17 protein-coding genes and 1 tRNA gene are annotated in these 15259 nt (G+C 63.7%); 10 read left to right on the forward strand and 8 right to left on the reverse strand.

Annotated features, from left to right (window positions below; translation table 11 throughout):
- Positions 1-84: 84 nt before the first annotated feature.
- Genes ACXJJ9_RS14685 through rsmD form a run of 3 tightly spaced genes read right to left on the reverse strand, consistent with a single transcriptional unit; the run spans position 85 to position 1785 of the window.
- Entirely contained in the window at positions 85-576 is a 492-nt protein-coding gene (locus ACXJJ9_RS14685; protein ID WP_457097876.1) for a hypothetical protein, read from the reverse strand.
- A gap of 50 nt (positions 577-626) precedes the next feature.
- Positions 627-1133: a pantetheine-phosphate adenylyltransferase gene (gene coaD, locus ACXJJ9_RS14690; protein WP_457097877.1), complete on the reverse strand. Its 507-nt coding sequence runs from the start codon at positions 1131-1133 to the stop codon at positions 627-629.
- The gene (gene rsmD, locus ACXJJ9_RS14695) at positions 1117-1785 is read right to left on the reverse strand and encodes a 16S rRNA (guanine(966)-N(2))-methyltransferase RsmD (RefSeq protein ID WP_457097878.1); all 669 of its coding nucleotides are present in this window, start codon (positions 1783-1785) and stop codon (positions 1117-1119) included. The genes coaD and rsmD overlap by 17 nt, the downstream gene beginning before the upstream one ends.
- A 65-nt stretch (positions 1786-1850) precedes the next feature.
- Here rsmD and ftsY point away from each other — a divergent pair, with 65 nt between their 5' ends.
- The 4 genes from ftsY to ACXJJ9_RS14715 are packed head-to-tail and all read left to right on the forward strand — an operon-like array spanning position 1851 to position 5686.
- Positions 1851-3041 carry a signal recognition particle-docking protein FtsY gene (gene ftsY / locus ACXJJ9_RS14700; protein WP_457097879.1) on the forward strand — a complete coding sequence of 397 codons (1191 nt, stop codon included), beginning with the start codon at positions 1851-1853 and terminating at the stop codon, positions 3039-3041.
- A complete protein-coding gene (locus ACXJJ9_RS14705) occupies positions 3041-4330 on the forward strand; it encodes a hypothetical protein (RefSeq protein ID WP_457097880.1) in 1290 nt (429 codons plus the stop codon). The genes ftsY and ACXJJ9_RS14705 overlap by 1 nt, the downstream gene beginning before the upstream one ends.
- Positions 4327-5412, forward strand: coding sequence for an A/G-specific adenine glycosylase (gene mutY / locus ACXJJ9_RS14710; protein WP_457097881.1), 1086 nt, complete (start codon positions 4327-4329; stop codon positions 5410-5412). Before ACXJJ9_RS14705 ends, mutY begins: the two co-directional genes overlap by 4 nt.
- Position 5413: 1 nt before the next feature.
- Positions 5414-5686, forward strand: a complete 273-nt coding sequence (locus tag ACXJJ9_RS14715; protein ID WP_457097882.1) for an oxidative damage protection protein — start codon at positions 5414-5416, stop codon at positions 5684-5686.
- A gap of 7 nt (positions 5687-5693) precedes the next feature.
- On the opposite strand, the gene ACXJJ9_RS14720 is transcribed toward ACXJJ9_RS14715, so the two are convergent.
- A complete protein-coding gene (locus tag ACXJJ9_RS14720) occupies positions 5694-6131 on the reverse strand; it encodes a DUF6491 family protein (protein ID WP_457097883.1) in 438 nt (145 codons plus the stop codon).
- A 166-nt stretch (positions 6132-6297) separates the two neighbouring features.
- On the opposite strand from ACXJJ9_RS14720, the gene ACXJJ9_RS14725 reads away from it, so the two are divergent.
- The 5 genes from ACXJJ9_RS14725 (at position 6298) to ACXJJ9_RS14745 (ending at position 9717) form a co-directional block, all read left to right on the forward strand.
- A tRNA-Phe gene (locus tag ACXJJ9_RS14725) sits at positions 6298-6373 on the forward strand.
- A gap of 892 nt (positions 6374-7265) precedes the next feature.
- Positions 7266-7754 (forward strand): hypothetical protein, encoded by a 489-nt coding sequence (locus ACXJJ9_RS14730; RefSeq protein WP_457097884.1) that lies wholly within the window; start codon positions 7266-7268, stop codon positions 7752-7754.
- A gap of 307 nt (positions 7755-8061) precedes the next feature.
- The gene (locus ACXJJ9_RS14735) at positions 8062-8370 is read left to right on the forward strand and encodes a hypothetical protein (protein ID WP_457097885.1); all 309 of its coding nucleotides are present in this window, start codon (positions 8062-8064) and stop codon (positions 8368-8370) included.
- Between the two features lie 494 nt (positions 8371-8864).
- Complete coding sequence (locus ACXJJ9_RS14740) at positions 8865-9266, forward strand: hypothetical protein (RefSeq protein WP_457097886.1); 402 nt, start codon at positions 8865-8867, stop codon at positions 9264-9266.
- Between the two features lie 61 nt (positions 9267-9327).
- A complete protein-coding gene (locus tag ACXJJ9_RS14745; RefSeq protein WP_457097887.1) occupies positions 9328-9717 on the forward strand; it encodes a hypothetical protein in 390 nt (129 codons plus the stop codon).
- 287 nt (positions 9718-10004) lie between these two features.
- On the opposite strand, the gene ACXJJ9_RS14750 is transcribed toward ACXJJ9_RS14745, so the two are convergent.
- The 4 genes from ACXJJ9_RS14750 to ACXJJ9_RS14765 all read right to left on the reverse strand — a co-directional run bounded on the left by ACXJJ9_RS14750 (position 10005) and on the right by ACXJJ9_RS14765 (position 14215).
- A complete protein-coding gene (locus tag ACXJJ9_RS14750) occupies positions 10005-11096 on the reverse strand; it encodes a DNA-primase RepB domain-containing protein (protein WP_457097888.1) in 1092 nt (363 codons plus the stop codon).
- Between the two features lie 9 nt (positions 11097-11105).
- Positions 11106-11417: a hypothetical protein gene (locus ACXJJ9_RS14755; protein WP_457097889.1), complete on the reverse strand. Its 312-nt coding sequence runs from the start codon at positions 11415-11417 to the stop codon at positions 11106-11108.
- Positions 11418-11676: 259 nt separating this feature from the next.
- Positions 11677-11910: a helix-turn-helix transcriptional regulator gene (locus ACXJJ9_RS14760; protein ID WP_457097890.1), complete on the reverse strand. Its 234-nt coding sequence runs from the start codon at positions 11908-11910 to the stop codon at positions 11677-11679.
- A 952-nt stretch (positions 11911-12862) separates the two neighbouring features.
- Positions 12863-14215, reverse strand: a complete 1353-nt coding sequence (locus tag ACXJJ9_RS14765) for a hypothetical protein (protein ID WP_457097891.1) — start codon at positions 14213-14215, stop codon at positions 12863-12865.
- Between the two features lie 474 nt (positions 14216-14689).
- On the opposite strand from ACXJJ9_RS14765, the gene ACXJJ9_RS14770 reads away from it, so the two are divergent.
- Positions 14690-15169, forward strand: coding sequence for a Panacea domain-containing protein (locus tag ACXJJ9_RS14770; RefSeq protein WP_457097892.1), 480 nt, complete (start codon positions 14690-14692; stop codon positions 15167-15169).
- Positions 15170-15259: the final 90 nt, after the last annotated feature.

Here is a 15259-nt window from a genome sequence, read left to right on the forward strand (position 1 = left end):
GCAGAAACAACAGCAAAATGGATCCCGGCTTGCGCCGGGATGTTTGGCAAAGCCGCGCCCGCCGAAGCGGGCGCGGGCCAAACGTCACTTGGCTTCGACGAACTTGAAGGTCGCGCCCGACGGGTCGACCGCCGCCTTGACGCGATCGCTGTCAGCCTGCGCACCGATGAAGAGCACCTTGACGCCCTTCATGCTGTTCGGCATCGCCTTGGCGAAGGCAGCGGTGGCGAGGTCGGCGCTCTTGGCCGAACTCGGGCCACCGAAAGCCAGCAGCGTGCCTTCGACGCCACCGCGCGACATGTCCTCTTCCGCCTTTTCCAGCTGGCGATCGTAGGAGCCCTGGAAGTCGGCGGAGGACTCGGCCGGCAGCGTGTACACGTAGGTGCTGGTCGCGCCTTCGAGGTTGCGGGTGACCACATCGGTCAGGTACGCATTCCAGGCGTTGTCGTCGGTCGCGGAAGCCGGCATGGCGACGGCCGCCTTGGCGGTTTCCTGCGCGGCTTCCTGCTTCTTGCACGCGCCCAGGAAGGGCAGGACAAGGCAGGCGGCGAGCAGCAGGCGGTTAGAGATCTTCATCGGGCGTTCCCCCAGTAGTGCGTGGTTATGTGTGTGTTATTGCGGATGGATCATGCATCGAGGTTGCGTTGCCATTGCGCCTGCAACGCGGAGGCCACCGCTGGCGGCACGAAGCCGGAGACGTCGCCGCCGAGGCGGGCGATCTCGCGGACCAGCGATGAGGAAATGAAGCCGTATTGCTCCGCCGGCGTGAGGAACAGCGTCTCCACGTCGGGGATCAGGTGGCGGTTCATGCTCGCCAGCTGGAATTCGTACTCGAAGTCGGACACCGCGCGCAGCCCGCGCATCAGCACGCCAGCGCCCACTTCGTCCACGAAGTGCGCGAGCAGGCCGGCGAAACCGCGGACCTCCACGTTGGGGTGGTGGGCCACGGCTTCCTGCGCCAGCCGCACGCGCAGGTCCAGGGGCAGTGCCGGGCCTTTGCCGGGACTGGCGGCAACGCCAATGATCATCCGCTCGAACAGCGGCGCGGCCCGATCGACGAGGTCGATGTGGCCGTTGGTGATCGGGTCGAAGGTGCCGGGATAAACGGCGATTCGGTTACGGGCCACGGTCATTCGCTGGTCGTTCGCTCGTGGTGGGCGTCGGTGCGCCAGCCGGGTCGGGCGCCAGTGTAACAGTGGCGTCCGTGGGCCGCCGCCGATACAGGGCAAAGCGGACCTCGCGGGTGCGCCCCTCGCGATGCAGGGCCCATTCCGGCGGTGGCGCCGCAGCCGCCTCAGGCGCGGATTCGACGTAGAGCCAGCCCGTGGCGGACAGCTTGGGCGTGAGCGCAGGCAGCACCCCGCCCCAGAAGTTCGAGTCGAACGGCGGGTCGACGAAGGCGAGGTCGAAACCGCCATCGGGCTGTCCATGCAGCCAGGCCATGGCATCGGCCTGTACGACGCTCGCCGCCTCGCCGCCCTGCAAGCGCGCGACGGTGGCACGCAGGGCGCCAGCCAGCTTCGCGTCGCGTTCGACCAGCACCGCCGCCGCCGCGCCGCGCGACAGCGCCTCCAACCCCAGCGCGCCGCTTCCTGCGAACAGATCGAGTACGCGCGCACCCGGCAGCACCGGCTGCAGCCAGTTGAACAGGGTCTCGCGCACGCGGTCGCTGGTTGGACGCAGGCCGGGCACATCGGCCACGTCCAGGCGCGTGCCGCGCCAGCGACCGCCGATGATCCGGACCTTGCCGGGCGCGGCGCGGCCTGTGGAATGCGGGCGGTTCATCCGGCGGCGCGAAGCGGGGGGGCTATCATGTGTGCATTCTCGCGCACTCCCCGCCCCCATTCGCGATGCTCAATTTTTTCCGCCGCAGGAAACCCGAGGTGCCACCGGCGGCGCCCAACGACTCGCGTGCGACCGAGGCCGCGATCCCGCCTCCGGACAGCAACGCGATGGCGGCGGACGCACCCGCGGCGGTTGGACCGTTCGCGACCGAACCGGTCCCGGCGGAATTCATAGCGGCCGCAATGGACGTCGAACCGGCGCCGGCGCCCGCACCGGAGCCGGTCCCGGTCCCGGCCGCCGAAGCCGCCGACGAGCCCGCGGCCCCCGGCCGGAAGGGCTGGCGTGACCGCCTGCGCGGCAGCGCCTTCGCACGCACGCTCGGCGGCCTGTTCTCGCGCAATCCGCGCCTGGACGACGACCTGCTCGACGAGATCGAAACCGCGCTGCTGACCGCTGACGTTGGCGTCACGGCCACGACATACCTGATCGGAGACCTGCGCAAGCGCATGAAGGCGCGCGAATTCACCGACGCCAATGCCCTGCTCGCGGCATTGCGCGGCGATCTGGTGGCAATGCTGCGCCCGGTGGCGCAGCCGCTGCAGATCGACCGCAGCATCAAGCCGTTCGTGCTGCTCACGGTCGGCGTCAACGGCGTCGGCAAGACCACCACCATCGGCAAGCTGGCGCGCCGCTTCAAGGATGAAGGCCGCCCGCTGATGCTGGCCGCGGGCGACACCTTCCGCGCCGCCGCCGTCGCGCAACTGCAGGCGTGGGGCGATCGCAATGGCGTGCCCGTCATCGCGCAGGGCCAGAATGCGGATGCGGCATCGGTGGCCTTCGATGCATTGCAGGCGGCGCAGGCCCGCGGCACCGAGGTCCTGATCGCCGATACCGCCGGCCGCCTGCACACCCAGCAGGGGTTGATGGCCGAACTGGGCAAGATCAAGCGCGTGATCCAGAAGCTCGACGTCAATGCACCGCATGAAGTGCTAATGGTGATCGACGGCACCACGGGCCAGAACGCGCTGTCGCAACTGCGCCAGTTCCATGCCGCAGTCGGCGTGACGGGCCTGGTCGTCACCAAGCTCGACGGCACCGCCAAGGGCGGCGTCGTGTTCGCACTGGCACGCGAATTCGGCATCCCGATCCGCTTCGCCGGCATCGGCGAACGACCGGAAGACCTGCGCGTGTTCGATGCCGACGCCTTCGTCGATGCGCTCCTGCCGGAAGCCCTCGGAACATCCACCTCCAACTGATGACGCGCCGCGGCCGCATCCTGCTCGTGATCGCCCTGCTGGCGATTGCGATACTCATCGCGCTGCTCTGGCTGTCGCGGCCGCAGAGCATTGCGGCGATCGTCACCAACCGGACAGGCGCGGCACTGGGCCTCGAAATCACCGCCGGTGGCGCCAGCGAATACCGTTTGCGCGGAACGCCGATGCTGGTGCTGCGCGACGTCGCCGTGCGCGAACCGGGCGCCGAACGCATCCTGCTTCGCGCCAGGCGCATCCACATCGCAGTGCCGTGGTCGACGCTGCGTGCGGGCGGCAGCGAACTGGTGGCGCGCCGCGTCGAACTCGACGCCCCCCGGCTCGACCTGCCCGCATTGCAGCACTGGCTCGCCACGCGCCCGCCGACCGTGGAAAAGCGGTTGCCCACCCTGACCCACGGACTGCGCATCCGGGACGGCGAGATCGACAACAACGACTGGCGCATCGATGGCATCCAGGCCGACATGCCGCTGCTCGATCCACGGCAACCGCTGCGTGCACGGCTGCGCGGACGCTACCTGGATGCGCCGCTGTCGATCCGCGTCGATCTGGCGGCGGCGATCATTCGTCCCGAAGCATTGATCAGGGTCGGTACGACCGGCTTCGCCACCCACGGGCAGGTCACGATCGAACGCGGCAAGGACTGGAACCTGCCGGCAACGCTCATGCTTTCCGGCCCGCTGCGCCTGGGTGCGGACGATCTGCGGATCACTCCGGCGCGATTGGGAATGGCGGCGACATTTGCAACGGCGACGACGCGGGTTCCTTTCGCGCTGGGGCTGTACGGTCCGCTGCATTTCGACGAAGCCACCTGGACGCTCGCGCCCGCGGGCGTGGCCCTGCGGCGCCGCGGCGGCAACGATGAAGCCAACGACCCGATTCCCGATCTCGATGCACGCGGAACAATCGCCCTGGGCCGCAAGCTCACCCTGCAACTCGACGGCGCGCTCGCGCAATGGCCGCAGGCATGGCCCGCATTGCCGCCGCCGCTCGGACAATCGCGATCATCACTGCCCTTGAACCTGCGCTACGACGGGTCGCCCGGATTCGTGGACATCGCCGCGTTGCAGGTGCGACGCGACGCCACGCGCTTCGATGGCCGCTTCCGCCTGCCACAGGTGCTCGAATGGATGGAGCAGAAAAACGGAACCCCGTTGCCGCCGCTGTCCGGCACGCTGACAACACCCGAACTGGAAATTTCGGGAGCGAAACTGGAAGGCGTGCAGGTCGAATTCGATGACACCGCAGCGCCTGCCGGGGAAAGCCTTCCATGAAAGCCCGCAAAACCACCACGGCGAGGGCGACGACACGCGACGGCGATCCGGACACCTTCGCGCCCCGCGTGCTGCACTGGTTCGAGATCAACGGCCGCCATGATCTGCCATGGCAGCATCCGCGCACGCCCTATCGCGTGTGGCTGTCGGAAATCATGCTGCAGCAGACGCAGGTGAAGACCGTCATTCCCTACTTCGAGCGTTTCGTCGCAGCGCTGCCGACGCTCCCGGCACTGGCGGCCGCATCGCGCGACGACGTGATGGCCCTGTGGTCCGGGCTCGGCTACTACGCCCGCGCCCGCAACCTGCAGGCCGCGGCGCAGCGCTGTGTGGAACTGCACGCTGGCGAACTGCCACGCGACATCGACGCGCTGACCGCCCTGCCCGGCATCGGTCGCAGCACGGCGGCAGCGATCCTGTCGCAGGCCTGGGGTGATCGCCACGCGATCCTCGATGGCAACGTGAAGCGCGTGCTCACGCGCTACCACGGCATCGACGGCTATCCCGGCCTCCCGGCAATCGAGAAGCAACTCTGGTCACTGGCGGAGTCGCACCTGCCGGACGCACGCATGGCCGACTACACGCAGGCGCAGATGGATCTCGGTGCCACGTTGTGCACGCGCAGCGATCCGGCCTGCGTGCTGTGTCCGCTGCACGACGATTGCCGCGCGCGCCGCGAAGGTCGCATCGGCGAACTGCCCACCCCCAAGCCGGGCAAGGCGGTGCCGCAGAAACATGCGTGCGTGCTGTGGCTGGAAAACGCCAGCGGCGACGTGCTCATGCAGCGCCGCCCACCGGCCGGCATCTGGGCGTCGCTATGGACGCTGCCGCAGGCGGAGGACGCGACTGCATCCCGCCAGTGGTTCGAGCAGGCATCGCACGGCGACTTCAGCCAGGCCGAGCGCCTGCCCTCCATCGACCACGCCTTCAGCCACTACAAGCTGCGCCTGCACCCGCTGCGCCTGCGCGACGTCGCCCTGCGCGAACGCGTCGGCGACAATGACGACCTGCGCTGGGTCGCGCGCGCTGAACTTTCCTCGCTCGGCATTCCCGCGCCGATCCGCAAGCTACTGGAAGCCTGATATGCCCCGCACCGTCCATTGCGAATACGAACACCGCGACACCGACGGCCTCGATTTCGTGCCGTGGCCCGGCGAGCTGGGCAAGCGTGTTTTCGCCCACATCGGCAAGGCGGCGTGGGCGAAATGGCTCGCGCACCAGACCATGCTGATCAACGAGAACCGCCTCTCGCCGATGAACCCGCAACACCGCGCCTTCCTCGAAGGCGAGATGCAGAAATTCCTCTTCGGCGGCGACGCGGAAAAGCCCGCGGGTTACGTGCCGCCGGAGGAATGACGCTGCCTCAGCTGCTGGCGTCCTCGCGCTGCCTGCGAATGTGCTTTTCGGCCGACTTGAGCGCCTTCACATCGAGCGGTCGGATCTGGCGGATGAGACACGGCGTCGTACGCGTGCTGCCGCCGGCGCGCGGAATCACCTTGTCGAAGCGCGAGGAGACCGTCCCCGAGCTGCTTGTGAGACCGATCGCCCGGGCGAATTCGAGATCCGGGCATGGCGTATCGACTTCGAGCAGATACGCCTCGTTGGGACGCGTCCAGATCGCCACGGCGGTATCGCCGAGCGGCGTCCATCCATCGATGCGGTTCAGGTAGCGGAACCCCTCGATCGGCGGCATCGCATGGGCTTGGTAAAGAGCGAGCCTGTCGCTGTCCGGCGTGCCGCCCGAGGCGCAGGCGGGCAGCGCGAGCACGAGCGCAGCGAGCGTAATGAGCAAACGTTTCATGGCGGTCTCCCTGCCGGCACTTTGGCCTGTGTCCCTGATGATGCGCCCGCCTGCAGTGGGCGTGCGCGCCCCCGCACCCCACGTTCAGCGGCGATCCGGCTTGCCAGTCGCCTGTCCTCCCCGTATCATCGCGCTTCTTTCACGGCCGTTACACGGCTTGTGACTCGGCCGGGTAGCTCAGTTGGTAGAGCAGGGGATTGAAAATCCCCGTGTCGGGGGTTCGATTCCCTCCCCGGCCACCATATACATCAAAGGGTTGCGCGAAAGCGCAGCCCTTTTTCTTTGCGCGTTCGAGCATTGGTTGCCGTTCGGTTGCCGTTTGTCATCAACTCGACTGCATGGCCCCTTCTTTTGCGGCGTCGCGCCCTCGCGCATTGATTCCCATTGATTGTTTTTCATTGGCCGCTTTCTATCCGGCCCTACTTTAGAAACGTCATTGTTCCGGGTTGTTCTCAGCGGGCCGCCGATGACTATTCGATCACTACTTTATTGAACGCCCTAGCCGCGAGCCGCAGCTATGCCCCGCGCCGATTCGCCGAAATCGGAAAATTGTGCGGATTTAGCAAAGCAAAGCGGAACGCCCGGTCTGAGTCGACTGTTCGCCAGACTTGGGACCCGCCCCCCGCCACAGTAGGAAGTCAGAGCGGCTACCGCTGAATGGTCGCAGCATTGGCGACAGGCAGACGCACAATCTCCGTCATGCTCCCAGACGGTTACCAATGGATAGAAAGCCCCGTAATGCGCGGGCGCTGGGAACTACTGCACGACGGCCGCATGTGCGCGTTGGTACATGACACGGGCAGCCACGCCCAAGTGACGTTGAATTGCGATGCACCCTGGGCGATCCCACGCAAGCACGGGACAGCGGCGACGGTTGCGCTAGGGCGCAAGCACGCCGAATGGTGGGCGGCCTGGCGCGAGCGTAGGGAACCTACCCGCTAACGAAAAACTCCCCGGCGCTGGCGCGAGCGTCCCTGTCCACGTAGCAGCCGAAGCGGCCGGGGATGGGGATTGTAGGGCGTGCGCGGGCCGTGTCTGTAGGAAAAGTCCTACCTCACGACCTGGCGCTGCCTATTGCGACCCGGTTTGTAGGCAAGTAGGTTTATCTACGGGGACAACAAGGGGGGGGGCGGTATGCGCTTCATGATGCTAGCTGCGTTGGTGTTTTTCAGCCAAACCGCTGCTGCCGGTACTGCAATCAAAGATTGGCGAGTAAATACCGAAGGTGACTATTCAGAAGCATTCACTTCGAGCGATAGCGGAGCAACCCTCGGAGTCCTATGCTTTAAGCAGCAGGGTCAGTGCGTGTATTACCTGACTACTCCAAGCAAGTGCGATGAGGGCGCCACCATTCCTTTGTTGGTGAACGCCGATGCGGGGGCCAACCAGATCACGGGAACCTGCCGCATTCTCGGGGACCAGGCTCCAAAAGTGCATGCCCTTGTACTGAGCCCATTTGACGACATTGAGTCATCCATTCGAACTGGCGCCAATCTAGGAATTGCCATGCCCTTGGTTGAGGGTCAGTTTCGCGTTTACCGCTTCAGCCTGAGTGGCAGTTCGTTGGCTATTGATGGGGCGAAGTCAGAAGCCTCTAAGGCCACAGGGGACCAGACTCTCTAACAGCGTTAGGTCTGCTATCAACCAGCCCTCTCGGGCTTGGGGGTGCTCCCCAGGCTTTGAAACATTGATTTTTATCAAACGGCGCTCTATCCGGCTCTGTTTTAGAAACGCCATTGTTCCCTGTTGTTCCCAGCGGGCCGCGATGACTATCGATCACTACTTTAGTGAACGCCCTAGCGCCCGTTAGGCCACCCGCGCGATTGACTCAATGCCCAACCTGTTGAGTTGCCGCCGCTTTTTCTAAGCGTCGGAAAACCCCAACCCATCATGGTCGGCCTCTGCCCCAACGGTACTCCGGAGAGACTCTATGAATGCACCTGTCGTTTCCCTTGGGCTGTTCTTTCAATTCCCAACCTATTTGTGGCGCTGGGTTATTTTCGGAGCCATCGGCGGCCTTGCGATACCGGTTGCCACCTCTGATGGGGACTACGGGCTCGTCAAAGTGTGGCAAATCGGATTTGGCGTTTTCTTTGGGTTGGTTTGCGCCGTCGTGTTCACATCACTTCAGAACACCTTTAACAAGAGCAGGAGTCGCGGCGTCAGTTGGGCGATTCTTATTGGCACATGGCTTGGCGTGAAGTTCGCGTTTTACGGCGTCGCTGCACTTGGCATCTAACAATTCATTCAATCCGAAGCCGCTTCGCGGCTCGGCTTAATTCAGGCGTTAGGGGGCGCTGCAACCATGTCGCGAAACACTCGACTCGCAACCGTACTGAGCGGCCTGTGGCTATTCGGCATCGCTGCATGGCTGTGCACGGAGTACCTAAACATCCTTCCTGGCCAGTGCGTGTTATCCAAAGACCTTTCGCAGATGATGCCCGTGCATGGAACGTTTCTCTCATGCAACATCTTCAGCGACCTGCCAACTCCTTGGTGGGGCACGGCAACATTTCGCACCGGGCAACAAATCATCGAGCTAAGCACTTTTCGGGTATTGTTCGCATCCGCTTTACCGGTCGCTGGCATTTGGTTCATTGCTGTCATGTGTCCGGCTCTTAGGAGATGGGTTGCCAAAGGCAACCGGGGCGCCCCCTAACAATTCATTCAAGCCGAAGCCGCTTCGCGGCTCGGCTTAATTCAGGCGTTAGGCCGCATGGAGTAAGTCGCATCATGAAGAACTTTCTGCCGATTCTTGCCATGCTGCTCGTTGGTTGTGCGAAGCACTCCGAACCCCCAACCTTTGTCTACGTCGTCACCGGCTTTACCGCTTCAAGCGGCGAGTGGGTCGTGGATCAAATAGATCGTGCTGCCAATAAGCGCACCCGCTTTACATTAGTCTGTGACTTCTATCACTCGGGTAAAAACCAGATCGTTCCTGGCACTAACTCGTGTGATTTAACAGCCGGCGAAACCATTGTTCCCAATCCGCTCGGCCAGCAACCTGGTGAGTTCGTAGATGTCTGGCCACGAGGTGACAAGCTTTCCATTACCCGCGGAGATGGTGACAGTCGGGTGCTCGAGCAGTTCACAGTTAAGTCCGCACGTGCCATTGCATATGCGGGCGGCATCTAACAATTCATTCAATCCGAAGCCGCTTCGCGGCTCCACGACCAAATCCTAGCTAGGGAACCGCATGAACGGATGGCAGAGACTTTACGTTTTCGCACTCATCCTGATCAGCAGTGCCACGTTCGGCATATGGCGTTTCCAGAAGCCTTCCGATTCATTCTATGCCGTCGGATGCGACTACCCCATGTATGCCACGGAAGGTGATGCCAAGAATCATCTAGGCAGGCATGACTACAGGGAGCATGACTTCGCACAAGAGCCCCGTTGCTATGAAAGCCTGAGGGAGATCGCAATCGGTGAGGCGGCCGCTGCGGCAGAACAAAGATGGCGAGAGGCTTTCCGCATCGGAGCCCTCACGCTCGCCATCCTGTTTGCGTTCATCTATGCAATTGGATTTGGCATAGGTTGGGTTTGGCGCGGATTCTTCCCTAAGAAGTCAGCCGCAAGCCCGTAGCCACCAAGCCCGTAGCCACCCGCCCGGCCCGCTACGCCCTCCCCTTTCGCAAGTTCCCCAGCGCCCGTGCCTTGGACGCATCCGCGCCCGTCGCTCCCTTTGCAGTCGGGCCAGGTGTTCGCGGTCTTTACTCAGGTAGCCGTCACTCATCGTTGATCCCGTTTGTTAGCAGTAGCGCGCCAGCGGCCTTCCCCTAATCCTCCCGCTATCGCTTACAGCCCTGTTATCTATCTAAGGGGGTCGGTTTTGACCCCTATCCACTAGACGCATAAGGGGCGATTTGCACCCTATGGCGGCACGTACAGCAGCCGGAACAGGTCAGGGCTGGCACGGTGACCCGGCGAAGCGGACAGGCCGCGCGCGGTGCACTGAATCAAGCCGTGGGCTTCGCACGCCACGAGCGCCGCCGTTCGCTGCTTCCTGTTGAGCCCCCACGCCTCAGCTTCCGCACGGGTCAGGGTCAGTCGGCCGTTGTTGCTGCCGTTGTGCTTGCGGGTCAGTGCCAGGATTGCCACCTTTCCGACGTGGGTCAGCGCGCGGAACGCCTCGCTATCCAGCATGGGAAACGGCAGCTTCACGAAGCCCTTCGCCACGCCCTGCCATGCGCTGGCAACGATGCCCCCGACCTCGGCCTCGTCCAATGGCGGATGGCACCGCGCAGCGTTGGCCAGGGTCACGCGCCGGAACGCTTCGGCCTGATCCAAACCCTGATCCCTCAGGCCGCAGGCGAAGCGATACAGCGCGGGGTTTCGGTCCCCCTGCTGCCATTCGCCTGCACTGCTCGCCTGCGGTGCACCATGAGGCAGTGCCATTGCCTCGGCAAACTCGGGCCAGCGCCACGGCTTGACCGGATCGCACCGCAGCAGCCGCGATGTGAACGCCTCGCCCTTGCCGTGCACGTAGCCAGGCAGGCGCATAACGCGCGGCAGATCGCATACCTTCGTGTCGCCACCGTAGGCAGCCGCCAATGCCTGCTGTGCGCGCCGGAAGTCGCCCAGCGGCATTTCGGTTACCGGCCAATAGGCGTGATGCTTGCCGGGTGACGATTCGCAGACGATGGCAGGCGACAGCGGGGCGGATAGCGCCGGTTCCAGCGGTGCGCCGTCGAGGTCAAGGAATACCGCGCGGACGGCTTGCACATTGTCCACCTTGCGCCCGTTGCCATCGCCACGATTCACCATGACGAAGCACCCCGCGCCGCTGGCGTTCAAGCGGTCCAGCGTCGCGCGGTTGCGCCAGTACGTGCCGTGCACGATCCGGGACAGGTCGCGCCTGCCCCGCTTGGCATCGTCGAAGGTCTGGAAAGTCAGCGCGCCATCCGGCGCCAACGCTTCCAGAAACCGCACGGCATCCGTTCGGGTAGAGGTATCGGCTTCCATGCGCGCCCCTCATGCCGCCAGGTCGCAACTTGCGGCATCACACCCTGCCCCCTGTACCCCTGTAGCAGGCTGGGTCACGCGCGGGCCTTCTACCTCAGCGGGCGCACGTTCCAGACGGGGTTGCATGTAGAACCCTCGCGTATTGGTTCGCCAGCCTCGGGCCTCCAACTCCGCAACGGTCAGGCAGCGCCGGTTGCCCTTCACTTGTCCCGGCGCGGCATAGTTGCCCACTCGATGGCGGTCAAACTCGCGCACGCTGGAAAACGGCAGACCGCACGCTGCACACTGGCAGCGGTTGCCAGTCAGACGCGGGCCGGTCATGGCGCACCGTCCAATGCAGCGCGCGCCGAGTCGAGTAGGTCCGCCGCTTCCACCATGCCGGGATGCGGGTCATCCGTTGCCAGTGCATAGGCGCCTAGCTGCGCCTGCGCCGCATCCAGAGCCACGCGGGCCAGGAATAGCGCCGCGCATTCCTGCGGGCTATGCTTCGCCCCGCAATGGCCGTCCGCCTTTGCACCTACCGCCTGTTCCCCGTCGCTCGCCAAAGTTGCCGGGGTTAGGCGGTTTCTATTTGCGGGCCTCATGCCGCCGCCTTTGCATCGCGCGCTGCGATGCGGGCTGCTATCCAGCCATCAACCTCCGCCGCGTTCCAAGCGCTAGCACGCTCCCCCAACTTGACTGGTTGGGGAGCGTTGCCGTTGGCAATTTGCCTGTACCACTCGCTGCGCGATACCGCCGTTCGCCGTAACACCTGCGGAAGGCGCTCAAGGATCAATACGCCCGTTGCGGGCGCTATGAAGGTGTCGCGTGTCATCGTGTATCCCTTGCTTTACTGGCCGGTGCCGGTCGGCAATGGCCGCTGCGGGATGCAGCGATGACGAAGTTATGGGATAGATGAAACCGGATTTCCCAACAATGGAACGTCTTTCCCTATTGGGATTTGTCGGGTTTCAAAGCCCGTGCGTCTTCAATCATTTTTCGAATTGTTTCGTCGTTTGGACCCTTAAACCCTAGGAGGTCAAGTTGCTTCTCGATTGCGGTTGCCGCGCCCCGCTTTGGCAGATTCGCCATTTCATCCAAAGCGCGAATGACGCGTAGAAGATTCCTTACTCGCCGAGGGTCGTCAGATTGGTGGCCTTCCACGAGAGCGGCCTGAAAATACATATCTTCGCGCTTAAGCACGGTTGCAATTTGATCGTAATAGCCGCCTTCACCGTCTCGGTCAGGAATAAACGTCGATTTGCCGTGGACCTGCAGGGGAAAGACCGCTTCGCCTGATTGGCTCGATCCAAATCCACCGTTGGTGCAAGTTGACCGACTTCCCCGTCAGAAGCTCTTCGTACACCCCCCTACTAAGTACGACCCATCCACTTACGGTGTAACGGGGTAGCGAGTAGGGAAGCTTTTCGAAGAGTCGGCCGTTCGTGTCACGGCCCGACCAATTTCCATGCCTATGCAATGAACACCCATGGTCATCCCACTCCACCGACGGGAATTCTTCTTCACTCCAAGGGGGGGCGAAACGTTCGTGCGTAGCTTCCGCATGATCGCCCGCTAGATACGCATAGCACCGCAATTCTCCTGACAGAACCTCTGACCTAAGCACGCTCTCCGTAATGCCTAGCTCTTTGGCCTTTGTTGCAGCATCAATAAAACGGGAAGCCATCGCGCGAAACCCTCGCGCCCTGAAGAGGAACCGCGCCAGCGCCGCAGGGTTACGGCGTTTTCGCCCCGTCGGGCTAGGCGCGGCTGTTCGGTTTATTAGGTCAAGCCCTACGCTTCCGGATCGGAGTCACCTTAGCGGAGACGTTAGTCAGCAGCCGGTGCAAGGTTTCCAGCGCATCGCGCTTCTCGGCCAGGTAATCGTGCCGGTCATAGTGCCGCGCCTGCACGCCGCTCAGACCATGCGACTGCAACTGTGCCCGCACTTCTACTCCCACACCCTCAGCTGCCAGCCGCGTTTCCACGGTACGCCGCAGGTCGCCCACGGTAAACGGCCCGTTCGGCAACTCGCCTGCTTCGGCCATCGCATCGGCCACGGCCCGCAGGCGATGCTGCACGGTCGCGTAAACCGCGCCCGATTCGCCAGCGGTGACGGTGAACAGGTGGCTGCCCAACGCGCCGCCCTGCATTGCGCGGAGCGCGTCCAATGCAAGGGGTATCAAGGGCACGTCATGCAAGCGTGCTTGCCGCCGCCGCCCCTTGCCATCACGTAGCCGGACAGTGGACAGGTCGGGATCGAAGTCGGCCACGGTGACGCGTCCCAGCTGTTCGATGCGCTGCCCGCCGGTCAACAAATGGAACCGTAGCAGCGCCCCGCCAGGGTCGGGCAACGCCTCGATGCGCCGCCAGTAGGCCCGAAGCTCGGCAACGGACAATGCGCGTTCCCGCGCCTGTGAAGCGCCTTCAATCGTCACCAAGTCACGTGCCGGGTTCACGGCCAGCTTTAACTCGCGCAGCGCTGGCAGCGCCCGCGCGTCGTGACGTGCCCGCACGGCTGCGGCATAGGCCGCGCGCAGGTACGCCCGCAGCTTTGCCGCCTCGCGCAGCTTCGCCGCATCGGCCGGAAGCGCCACAACAGACAACAGGTCATCAGGGGTGATGCGCTCGGCCGGTGTTGACCACAGCACGGGCCACGCGTCATGCACGTGACGCCTCAGCGCGCGCCGAACCTCTACCGCGCTCGCCTTGCCATCCCGCTCCAATTGGTCAACGTAGCCGGTCAGCAGCGCCCCCAGCGTCGCCCGCTTCGTCGCCGCTTCCGCCTCCGCCTCACGGATTGCCGCACCCCGAAGGCGCTCGGCCTCACGTTGCTCTGCATCGATGGCCTCACGAAGGTCGCGCCCGCCGCCTGTGTAGCGGTTGGCAAGCTCGCCCGCACGTGCCCGTGCATCCTCCAGACTGAGCCCCGCGCCCTTACCGTCCGCGCCGCACCACTGCCCAAGCGGCACAACGTCGCGCGAACCCCGGCTATTCGTGTAGCGGTAGTAGAACAAGACGTGTCGGCCGATGCCGGTCAACCGCCGCGCGGCCAACGTGCCAGCGCCCCGCGCGCCGCCGTCAGTGCGCCAGGCACCGGCCTTCATCGTTTGCAGCGTGCGGACGGTCAGCTTTGACATGGCTCGGGGTCTCTCGGGGTCATCCAGTGCCCCATGTTATCCCCACGGTTGCCGGATCGGTTGCCGTTCGGTTGCCGTTTGTCAGAAGCTCGTACTGGACGGCTTGGGATGCTGGGAGCCGCTTCCCTACTGATTATCCGGCCGTTACCCGCTTCGTCGCCGAGATGCGGGACGCCATGAAACCCCGTCATTAGGGATTGAAAATCCCCGTGTCGGGGGTTCGATTCCCTCCCCGGCCACCATGTTTATCAGGGGCCTGCAGCGATGCAGGCCCTTTCCTTTTGTATGCTGGGTAGCACCGGGGTAGCAGCAGCCTCAAAATGCGCAACGTGTGCGATCAAGCCCCTAACGGGCCCACTCAGCCAAGCCATTGCCCTCTGCAATCGCATCTCCTGCGAAAAGACTCTGCTAGAGTCCCTTTCGGAGCGGTATTCAGGGGGAGGTAGGGTGACATCAGTCACCTTCAAAGCACTCATGCAAAAGAACACCGCAATAGACATCGCCGCCTGGTTTCTGTCGAATCCTCAAAAGATCGACGGCGAACGGCTCACTCATTTGAAGCTCCAGAAGCTGGTCTACTTTGCCCAAGCTTGGAGCCTTGCCCTGCTTGGCGCTCCGCTATTCGATGAGGAGTTGGAAGCCTGGGCTCATGGACCTGTTGCCCCGTCTATCTACCGTGCCTTCGCATCCTCTGGATGGGACTACTTAGGACCCATTGAAGGTCGCGAACCAGCTGCGCTCACTGAAGATCAAGTTGCGCTTTTGGACGAAGTAGCCGAGTCGTACGGGCCCTATAACGCGAAGCGCCTTGAAAACATGAGCCACCGCGACGCTCCGTGGAAGGCAGCCCGCGGCGATCTCCCCGCCGAAGCCAGATCCAATTCGGTCATCTCCAAGGATGCGATGGCTCGGTTCTACCGCGACCTGTACGCGAGTGCGAATGCCTCCAATTAAGGGGGGGATCCATAGGGCCGCCGACAGACAGGCGCGGGATGCCGCAGTAAGCGAGAAAGCCGCAAAGGCTTTTGGCCTAAATAGGGTCCT

The organism is Lysobacter sp. P5_B9 (assembly GCF_054049835.1).